Below are 9,682 nucleotides of genomic sequence, written 5' to 3' on the forward strand. Positions count from 1 at the left end.
CATGGGACGTGACCTCTCGGCCCTCTTCGACCCGGTCTCCGTCGCCGTGGTCGGCGCCAGCGACGACCCCGCCAAGTACGGCCACGCCATAGCCGCCCAGGCCGTCCGCGCGAACGGTCGCCGTCCCGTCCATCTGGTCAACCGGCGGGGCGGTACGGTGCTCGGCCGCACCGCCGCACCGAGCCTGAGCGCGATCGGCGAACCGGTCGACCTGGCCGTGGTCTGCGTGCCCGCCGCCGGGTTCGAGGCGGCCGTCGACGAGGCCCTGGAGTGCGGGGCACGCGCGATCGTCGCGATCACCGCCGGCTTCGCGGAGACCGGCGCCGCCGGCCGCGCACGCCAGCAGGCCGTCGCCGAACGAGTGCGGGCCGCGGGAGCCGTCATGGTCGGCCCCAACTGCCTGGGGATCGCCGACAACACGACGGACCTCTTCCTGGCCTCCGACACCTTCACGCCCGGCGGCGTGGCGCTCCTGAGCCAGAGCGGCAACCTCGCCCTCGAACTCCAACTGCGCTTCGCCCCGCACGGCCTCGGCTTCTCCCGGTTCGTGTCGCTGGGCAACCAGGCCGACGTCACCCTCGTCGACCTGCTCGCGGACTGCGCCCGGCACGAGGACACCCGGGCGATCGCGGTCTATGCCGAGGACTTCGCGGACGGACGTGCCTTCGCCGAGGCCGCGGCCGTGGCCGGCAAGCCGGTGGTGCTGCTCACCGCCGGGCGCGGCGACGCCTCGGCGCGCAGCGCGCAGTCGCACACCGGGGCGCTGACCACCTCGGCCGACGTGGTGAGTGCGGCCTGCCGGGACGCCGGGGTGGAACTGGTCGCCACCCCGCGCGAACTCACCGTCGTGCTCGCCGCGTCGGCCGGACCGCGCCGCGGCGCCGGCCGCCGGGTCGCCGTCCTCACCGACGGCGGGGGCCACGGCGTGATCGCCGCCGACGCCGTGGAGGCCGCGGGACTCTCGGTGCCGGAGATCGGCGCGCCGGCCCAAGAGCGGCTGCGCGAGGTGCTGTGGGAGCAGTCGGCCGTCGCCAACCCCGTGGACCTGGCGGGCATGGGCGAGCAGGACCCCGGTTCGTACGCGGCGACCGTCGAGGCGCTGCTCGCGGCCGAGGAGGTCGACGCCGTGCTGATGACCGGCTACTTCGGCGGCTACGCGGCCTCCGAGGGCGGTCTCGGCGGCGGCGGTACGGCGCTGGCGGACGGGGAGCGGGAGGCGGCACGGCTCATCGCCGCCCGGCACGGCGCCACCGCCAAACCGCTGGTGGTGCAGTCGATGTATCCCGGCTCCCCCAGCTGCCGCACCCTCGCGGCCGCCGGCATCCCCGTCTTCGACGCCACCGAGGACGCCGCGCGTGCCCTCGCCGCCACGGTGGCCGGCCGTACCGCGCCCGGCATCGTCCCCCTCCCCCTGCCCGCCGCGCCGATGGAGGAGACCGGGTACACGCGGATCCGCGCGGCCCTCGAAGCGGCCGGCCTCGCCTTCCCCACCGCCCGGGAGGTCCACGACGAATCCGGACTGCTCGCCGCCGTCGCCGGGTTCCCCGGCCCGTACGTGCTCAAGGCCCTGCACCTGCTGCACAAGTCGGACGCGGGCGGTGTGGCCCTCGGTCTGGCCGGGACCGACGAGGTGCTGGCCGCCTTCCGCGAGATGCACGCCCGGCTCGGCGCGCCCGCCTACTCCGTGGAGGCCATGGCGGACCTGTCCGACGGCATCGAGCTGATCGTCGGCGTCAACCGCGATCCGCGGTTCGGCCCTGTCGCCATGGTCGGCCTGGGCGGGGTGCTCGCCGAGTCGCTGCGCGACGTCGCCTTCACCCTGGCGCCGGTGACCGCCGGCCGCGCCCTGGACCTGCTGCGCGGACTGCGCACCGCCGCACTGCTCGACGGGGTGCGCGGCCGGCCTCCCGTCGACGTCGCCGCGGCCGCCGCGGCCATCGAGACGATCACCGCGTTCGCCGCCGCCCACCCGGAGATCGCCGAGCTGGAGGTGAACCCGCTCCTCGTCGGCCCCCGCGGTGCGCTCGCCCTGGACTCGCGCGCCGTCCTCGGCTGAGCGACACCCCCGTACCCGCCCGAGCGACACCCCTGTACCCGCCCGAGCAACACGCCGTACCCGCCCGGGCGCCCCGCCCGCCCCGTCCTCCCCCGACCGAAGAGGTGGTCACCATGGACATGCGCTACACCCCCGAACAGTCCGACCTGAAGCGGCGCGCGGCCGACTACGCCCGGCTGCTGATGCGCTACGAGGACCAGTCCGAGCAGGCCGGCGGTCCCCTGCCGCAGGAGCTGGTCACCGAACTGACCCGGGCCGCGATGGACGCCGGCGTCTACGCCATCAACATGCCCGCCGCATGGGGCGGCGCCGGGCTCAGCCTGCTCGACCAGGTCATCGTCGAGGAGGAGTTCGGCAAGGCCACCAACTGCCTGTGGGACATTCCCTGGCGGCCCGCGAACGTCCTGGCCCAGGGCGACGAACGACAGCGCGAGAAGTACCTGCTGCCCGTGATCCGCGGGGAGAGGTTCGACGCGTTCGCCGTCACCGAGCCGGGCGCCGGATCCGACCCGTCCTCCGGCACCTCCACGGCCACGCGCACCGAGGGCGGCTGGCTGCTGAACGGCGAGAAGTGGTTCGTCACCTGCGGCGACATCGCCGACTTCCTGCTCGTGCAGGCCGACGCGGGCCCCGAGCGGCTGCCCACGCTGTTCTTCGTGGACAAGGCCGCTCCCGGCGTCGAAATGACCCGCGTACCGCGCTTCATGCACTCCGCCGTCAACGGGCATCCCGAGTTCACCTTCACCGACGTCTTCGTCGCCGACGAGGACGTGCTCGGCGGCGTCGGCAACGGCTACGAACTGACCAAGGAGTGGTTCACCGACGAGCGCCTGATGATCGCGGCCCGCACGGTCGGCGCCGCGGAGCGGGCCCTGCAACTGGCCCGCGACTGGGCGGTGGAGCGCGAACAGTTCGGCGCCCCGATCGCGACGTACCAGCTGATCCAGGGGATGCTCGCGGACTGCGCGGTGGACATCGCCGTCAACCGCGCCTACACCCACCAGGTCGCCTGGGAGGCCGACCAGCCGGGCACCGACCGCAAGACCCTGCACGCCAAGGCCTCCACCGCCAAGCTCGCCGCCAGCGAGGCGGCCGGCCGGGTCGCCGACCGGTGCCTGCAGATCTTCGGCGGCCGCGGCTACGACCGCTCCTACCCCGTCGAGCGCATCTACCGGGAGCTGCGCGTCGACCGGATCTGGGAGGGCACCTCCGAGATCCAGCGGCTGATCATCGCCAACGAGCTCATCAAGCGCGGCACCGGCGCGCTGGCTCTCCCCACGCACTGACCCCGCCCACGCCCGACCACCACACAGCGAGGACTTCCATGGACTTCCGCCTCACCCCGCGCCAGGCACGGCTCAAGGCCGACGCGCGTGCCCTCACCGACTTCATCGCCGCCTACGAGAACCGGTGCGAGGAGGACAACGGGCTGCCCGCGAGCGCGCACACCGAGATCCGCGACGCGGTCCTGGACGCGGGCCTCCAGGCCGTCAACATGCCCGCCGAATGGGGCGGCGCGGGCCTCACCATCGCCGAACAGGTGACCGTCCAGGAGGAGTTGGGCCGACTGACAGGCGCCCTGTGGGACATGGTGTGGCGGCCCGCGAACGCGCTGCGGTTCTGCACGCCCGAGCAGCGCGAGCGTTTCCTGGTCCCGGTCATCAGGGGTGAGCGCCGGGACTGCTACGCGGTCACCGAGCGCGGCGCCGGGTCGGACCCGCAGAACATCGCCACCACGGCGACGAAGAACGACCGGGGGTGGGTGCTCGACGGGGAGAAGTGGTTCGTGACGGTCGGCGACCACGCCGACTTCATGATCGTCCTCGCGGCGGCGGGTCCGGAGCGCGCACCGACGCTGTTCCTGGTCGACAAGGACACCCCGGGCATCGAGATGACGCGCGTGCCGCGCTTCATGCACACCTTCGTCTACGAGCACCCCGAGTTCACCTTCACCGACGTCCAGGTCGACGAGGACGCCGTGCTCGGCGGCGTCGGCGAGGGATACGACATCACCCGCTCCTGGTTCACCGAGGAGCGCCTGATGATCGCGGCCCGTACCACCGGCGCGGCCGAGCGGGCCCTGGAACTGTCCCGTGACTGGGCCGTGGAGCGCGAGCAGTTCGGCGCGCCGATCGCCACGTACCAACTGGTCCAGGGCATGCTCGCGGACTGCGCCGTGGACATCGCCGTCAACCGCGCCTACACCCACCAGGTCGCCTGGGAGGTGGACCAGGCGGGTGCGGAGGACCGCAAGACCTTGCACGCCAAGGCCTCCATCGCCAAGCTCGCCGCCAGCGAGGCCTCGGGCCGGGTCATCGACCGGTGCCTGCAGATACACGGCGGACGGGGCTACGACCGTGCGTACGCCGTGGAGCGGCTCTACCGGGAGCTGCGCGTGGACCGGATCTGGGAGGGCACCTCCGAGATCCAGCGGCTGATCATCGCCAACGAGCTCATCAAGCGCGGCCCGGGGGTGCTGGACCTGCCCGTCGCCCGATGACACCGGCAGGGGCGGCCACCCGCCCCTGCCCCCACGGACCGTGGTGCTTCCCCGGCGTCCCCGGTGCCGGGGAAGCCGGGGAAGCCGGGGACGCCGGGGACGCCGGGGAAGCCGGGGACGCCGGGGAAGCCGGGGACCTTCGACGCAGAGAGGACAACGGATGACCGACATCGAACGCGTGGGGGTCGTCGGCTGCGGCCTGATGGGGGCCGGCATCGCCGAGGTCTGCGCGCGCGCCGGCCTGCCGGTGACGGTCGTGGAACGCGACGCAGAAGCGGCCCGCGCGGGCCGGCGGCGCATCGGCCACTCCCTCGACAAGGCCGTCGCCCACGGCAGACTCACGGCCGAACGGCGCGAGGCCGCCGCCGTGCTGATCACCGTGGCCGACCAGTTCGAGGCCCTGCACGACCGGGATCTGGTGATCGAGGCCGTGGCGGAGGACGAGCGGCTCAAGCTCGACGTGTTCACCCGGCTCGATACGGTCGTCACCGGCGAACGCGCCGTCCTCGCGACCAACACCTCGTCGATCCCGGTCGTGCAGCTCGCCGCGGCGACGGGCCGGCCCGAGCGGGTCCTCGGCGTCCACTTCTTCAACCCGGTGCCGGTGCTGCGGCTGGTCGAACTCGTCCCGTCGCTGCTCACCTCGGCCGACACCGCGGACCGGGCCGAGGCTTTCGTGACGCGCACGCTCGGCAAGGAGGTCATCCGCACCCGGGACCGGGCGGGCTTCGTGGTGAACGCGCTGCTCGTCCCGTACCTGCTGGCCGCGATCCGCATGGTCGAGTCGGGCGTCGCGAGCGTCGAGGACGTCGACCGCGGCATGGTCCTCGGCTGTGCGCACCCCCTCGGGCCGCTGGCGCTGACGGACCTCATCGGTCTGGACACCACCCGGGCCATCGCCGAGTCGCTCTACGCCGAGTTCCGGGACCCCACGTACTCCCCGCCCCCGCTGCTGTCCCGGATGGTGGAGGCCGGTCTACTGGGCCGCAAGTCGGGCCGCGGCTTCCACACGTACGAGGCGCGATCCGCGCACGAGGCGGCGGCGCGGGCCGAGCGGACGTGAGGGACAATGGCGGCGGTGTACCACCGCCGGACGAGGGGAGCCGCAGAGTGTCCAGCAAGGTGCGCACGGCGGAGACGCGCGAGCGCATCCTGACCGCGGCGTGCGAGGCCATCGCCGAGATCGGCTTCGAGAAGATCCGCATGCGCATGGTCGCGGAGCAGGCCGGTGTGTCGACCGCGCTGCTGCACTACCACTTCGACACGCGCGAGAAGCTGTTCACGGAAGCGATGGCCCACTCCTTCGCCAACACGGCCGTGGACGTGGAGCGCGACGCGGAGACGGCACCGGCGGCGGTCGTCCTGGCGCGCATCCTGCGCAGCCTGCTGCCGACCGACCCCGTGTTGCACCAGGACTGGCGGCTGTGGCAGGAGCTGTGGGTCCGGGCGCTGCGCGACGAGTCGACCCGGGTGTTCGCCGTGGACCTGTACGCCGAGCTGCACGCGTGGGTGAGCGGCGCGGTGCGGCGGGGCATCGAGTCGGGTGAGTTCACGCCGACCGACGTGGACGAACTCGCCACGCTCGTACTGTCCCTGAGCGACGGTTACGGCATCCGCCTGATGCTGCGCGATCCCATGGTCACCCTGGAGGGGGCGCTCGCGTCCGTGTGGCGTCACGTCGCCACCTCGCTCGGTCTGCCGGAGGCGGTCCCGGCCGGGTGAGCCGCCGGGCCGGATGAGCCGCCCGGCCGGGACCGCCCCTCGTCCGCGCCAGGGCCGGACGTAAGGCCGGTTCATGATCTCTGGTCTCCCGGACCAGTGCCAGGGTGTCACTGTGCTTGGCGACGGTGCCTACATCAACACCGGCCTGGTCGTCCCGCACCGCAAACGACCCGGCCCTCCTCTGCTCGCGGGCAAGGAAGCCGACAACAGAGAGCATCGCCGGGTCCGCGCGCGGGTCGAGCACGCAATCGGCCGCCTGAAGCAGTACAAGATCCTTCGTGACTGCCGACAGCACGGCGACGGCCTACACCACGCAGTCCAGGCCGTCGCACACATGCACAACCTCGCCTTGACCGCGTGATCAACACAGTCGCAAGCGGGTCCTGACCTGCAATCTCACGACCTTCTGCGCTTTAGTCCCAGGCGATGTTCTGCCGCCCCCCGGCGGCTGATCCGGGTCAGAGGCTCAGGCCGGGGCCGGAAATCCCAGGTCGGCGCTCGGCGGAAAGAGTGTCCCGCGAGAGAGCAGTGTGCAATTCCTCCTCGAACTGTCGCACTCTTTCGGCCATTTCATCATCGCCGCTCAACCAGGTCTCATAGTAAGCAACGTTACGCTGACTCGGAGTCCCGAGAAGGTCAAGACTCACGCCGTGCTCGTCGACGAAGCTCCGCGGTTCATCAGGTTGGATGCGCTCGGCCACGAATTCAGGCTCGCAGGGCTGAGAATCGAGCGCCGCGGTGAGTTCCCTGCGCAGCTTTTCCATCGCTTGCTCCGGCTGTGCACTGGTGACCGCATCGACGAGCGACGCTGCCACTTTCGGGGTCTTACGGAGCAGTTCGAGCGTGTCGACCGAGGACCTCCGGTAGACGAGAAGGTGCTTGTTGCGCTGTACGTTGTGGTCACCGATCTGTACGTCCTGGCAATTGCTGATGATGACAGCACCCGCTCCGGCGATGCTGTACAGGTCGGTCACCGGTTCCCCGGTGAATTCGTCTGGTTCACGGGACCCTAGCTCGATGACGTCTTGCCTGTGCCACCGCCAGCGCCCACCGCTCAGGAGGTTCACCGCGCGCCTGCGTAGCAGTGCGTCATCGGGGTTCTCGATCACCTTCAGCAGGGCCTCACGGACGTCCTCCTGTTCCAGGAGTTCGGTGAAGTCCACCTCGGGTTCTTCAAGGCGGTAGGTGTAGACGTTGATCTGGCGATTGTGCTTACCCACCTGTGCGCCTTGACACCCCACAAGGACGAGCCACGGACCTGAGGCCTCGACATCCTCGAGCTTTTGCGGCTGCAGACCGGCGGCCGGAGTTGTCAGTGGGGAGCGAGCCAGGGTCCTGGCCTCCGGAGAGGGAGTTGGCGCCGGAGCCGGAGGCGGCGTCTTCGCCGAGCCGGGCGGCACCACCGCTGACATCGACATCCATCCCTGCCCTGAACCCGAAGCTGGCTCCAGGACCGGCCGCTGATCAGGCTCGGTGCTCGGGACGGCGCACGCACTGGCAGGAGATGTCGAGACGCTCGGAGTCATTGCCTTCGTCGCCGTCGTCGTCTCCCTTCGGCTCCTCGCGCTGCACCGCCGCAAGTACTCAGCGGCGTACGCACGGCTACGCCGCACGATGCGGACGACCAGGACGGTGACGAATACGCCACCCGCAACCAGACCACCCCAGTAAGCCAGCAGGGAGGCCCAGTGCGCGATGGATACCGCAGTCGCCCACGCCGCGCCCAGAGGTCCGGCCAGAACCTTCAATGCGAGGAAAACCGCGATCGTCACGAACACCAGCCGCGAGAAACTCATGGAAACGTCACGAGCCGTCGGTCCGCATGCGGTTTCCGTTGCCTATCTGGACGTTCTTGCTGTTGTCCACATGCACCTCGCCGAACTGACTTGAACTTTCGCTGTTGTTTGACTCACCGTCGGCTTCACGGCTGAACCTTTGGCGCAAACGCCTGAAGATCCCCTGCACCGTTTCCGACGATCCGTTCGTCAACCCCACAAGGACACCGGCGGCGATCGCAGTCACAATGGCCCCGATAGCAACGGTCATTTCGTCCCCCGAACACCCTGAACCAAGTATGAATCCAAGACTGCCCGGTTCAATAGATCGTCAACCTCGGAGGTCGACGAATGGCCGAGCCCCATTGGGAAGCATCCCTCCAACACGACCGCGTCGCTTCGGAGCCGGACATCGGCTCCTTCGTGCGGCTTGGCCCGCTTGGCAGTTCTCTCGTCCCCGCCGACCGGCCCAGGATCCTCCTGATCGACGAACTGGAGAAGGCAGACCTCGACCTGCCGAACGATCTGCTGACGGTGTTCAGCGCCGCTCCAGACCCTCCATGCACGGTCTCCGGGCGTTGGGACTTCGCCAGCTGAGACCAAGCGCTTGCCATCAGGTACATCCGGCAGGTCAGCCCAAGATCTCGGAGCCAGCCTCTCGCTGTCGTCGTCCTCGGCTCGTGGAGGTGGCGGAACTCGCTTGCAGTCCCTCCCTCACCTGCGGTGATATTCGGCAATGAGCAGAGACGCCGAGGTCATCGTACTGGCCAAACATGCAGAAGAGATCATGGAGCCGTTGACCCGGCCAGACCCCAACCGTAAGTGGTCTGGACAATTCGCTGCTTCCGGGCATGGCTGGATCACCGACTTCTCTCGACGGAGCGGCTGGGTCGGACTTCTGGAAGACCTGGAGTCACAGCCGTGGCCCTACCCGCATTCTGTACAGGTACTGATCCACGACGAGGAGGATGACTGCTTCGGCTTGTGGATGTTGTACGACGGCCAGCTAGTGGAAGTGTCGCTGCCGCACACCAGTCGCTACTTCTGGCGAAACCACTACACGGGTGAAGTCGATGCAGACTGCCCCGGAATTCTGATGCGCACAGACATACCCGACGGCGCGGCCGAAGGAGACTGAGTGCCGGCCGTCAAAGACGTGGCGTGGCGGGCGCTGAGGTCGTCCGCACGGTAAAGGCCGCGACCCTGGGGTGCGACATGGATCGGCTGCCTCACCACTACCTCAAGCCCGTCCCACTCACGTGCCAGAACGGGCGAGGGCTCACGGGGACTCGGCGACAACAACGAATCACAAGTGAGCACTTGCCCGAGTGCACGTCTCCGCAGTTCATCCCAGCAGCCGTCCAACCTCGTTCCTAAAGCGGGTGTCGGCCGCCTACCGAACCATGCCAGCGCCGGGGTCCTCGCGGGCGGTGATGGCCAGCGGGGTGTAGGCGAAGCAGACCGAGGTGCGGTAGTGGCCTGATACCAGGCCTCGGCGATCAACAGGCGGGCCAGGTCCTTCTCCTAGTCGTGGGCCCGGTCCATGGGCAGGCGCGGCCATCAAGGCGCGCAGGTCGAGCACCGTCTCCTCCAAGCGAGCGACGAGTTAGTCGCCGACGCGCCGCATCC

At 70.0% G+C, this 9,682-nt stretch carries 8 protein-coding genes and 2 pseudogenes; 8 read left to right on the forward strand and 2 right to left on the reverse strand.

All coding sequences use genetic code 11. From position 1 onward, the window contains the following. Position 1: 1 nt before the first annotated feature. The 6 genes and pseudogenes from ACFYYF_RS00115 to ACFYYF_RS00140 form a co-directional block, all read left to right on the forward strand. Positions 2-2,056 carry an acetate--CoA ligase family protein gene (locus ACFYYF_RS00115; protein WP_388769615.1) on the forward strand — a complete coding sequence of 685 codons (2,055 nt, stop codon included), beginning with the start codon at positions 2-4 and terminating at the stop codon, positions 2,054-2,056. A 113-nt stretch (positions 2,057-2,169) separates the two neighbouring features. Next, positions 2,170-3,342: an acyl-CoA dehydrogenase family protein gene (locus ACFYYF_RS00120; protein WP_388769617.1), complete on the forward strand. Its 1,173-nt coding sequence runs from the start codon at positions 2,170-2,172 to the stop codon at positions 3,340-3,342. Positions 3,343-3,380: 38 nt separating this feature from the next. Next, positions 3,381-4,556, forward strand: a complete 1,176-nt coding sequence (locus ACFYYF_RS00125) for an acyl-CoA dehydrogenase family protein (RefSeq protein WP_388769619.1) — start codon at positions 3,381-3,383, stop codon at positions 4,554-4,556. A gap of 160 nt (positions 4,557-4,716) precedes the next feature. Beyond that, positions 4,717-5,619 carry a 3-hydroxybutyryl-CoA dehydrogenase gene (locus ACFYYF_RS00130; RefSeq protein ID WP_388769621.1) on the forward strand — a complete coding sequence of 301 codons (903 nt, stop codon included), beginning with the start codon at positions 4,717-4,719 and terminating at the stop codon, positions 5,617-5,619. A 47-nt stretch (positions 5,620-5,666) separates the two neighbouring features. After that, entirely contained in the window at positions 5,667-6,278 is a 612-nt protein-coding gene (locus ACFYYF_RS00135) for a TetR/AcrR family transcriptional regulator (protein ID WP_388769623.1), read from the forward strand. A gap of 79 nt (positions 6,279-6,357) precedes the next feature. Beyond that, positions 6,358-6,639, forward strand: a pseudogene (locus ACFYYF_RS00140) (transposase family protein); the annotation flags it as partial. A gap of 97 nt (positions 6,640-6,736) precedes the next feature. On the opposite strand, the gene ACFYYF_RS00145 reads toward ACFYYF_RS00140, so the two are convergent. Beyond that, the gene (locus ACFYYF_RS00145) at positions 6,737-7,498 is read right to left on the reverse strand and encodes an RIP homotypic interaction motif-containing protein (RefSeq protein ID WP_388769625.1); all 762 of its coding nucleotides are present in this window, start codon (positions 7,496-7,498) and stop codon (positions 6,737-6,739) included. A 583-nt stretch (positions 7,499-8,081) separates the two neighbouring features. Further along, complete coding sequence (locus ACFYYF_RS00150; RefSeq protein WP_388769627.1) at positions 8,082-8,324, reverse strand: RIP homotypic interaction motif-containing protein; 243 nt, start codon at positions 8,322-8,324, stop codon at positions 8,082-8,084. A 98-nt stretch (positions 8,325-8,422) separates the two neighbouring features. On the opposite strand from ACFYYF_RS00150, the pseudogene ACFYYF_RS00155 reads away from it, so the two are divergent. Both ACFYYF_RS00155 and ACFYYF_RS00160 read left to right on the forward strand, forming a co-directional pair. Continuing rightward, positions 8,423-8,593, forward strand: a pseudogene (locus tag ACFYYF_RS00155) (MoxR family ATPase); the annotation flags it as partial. Positions 8,594-8,789: 196 nt separating this feature from the next. Continuing rightward, complete coding sequence (locus ACFYYF_RS00160) at positions 8,790-9,191, forward strand: hypothetical protein (RefSeq protein ID WP_388769629.1); 402 nt, start codon at positions 8,790-8,792, stop codon at positions 9,189-9,191. Positions 9,192-9,682 lie beyond the last annotated feature (491 nt).

This window comes from Streptomyces sp. NPDC001914, assembly GCF_042891215.1.
In the GTDB taxonomy this organism is placed as follows: Bacteria; Actinomycetota; Actinomycetes; order Streptomycetales; family Streptomycetaceae; genus Streptomyces.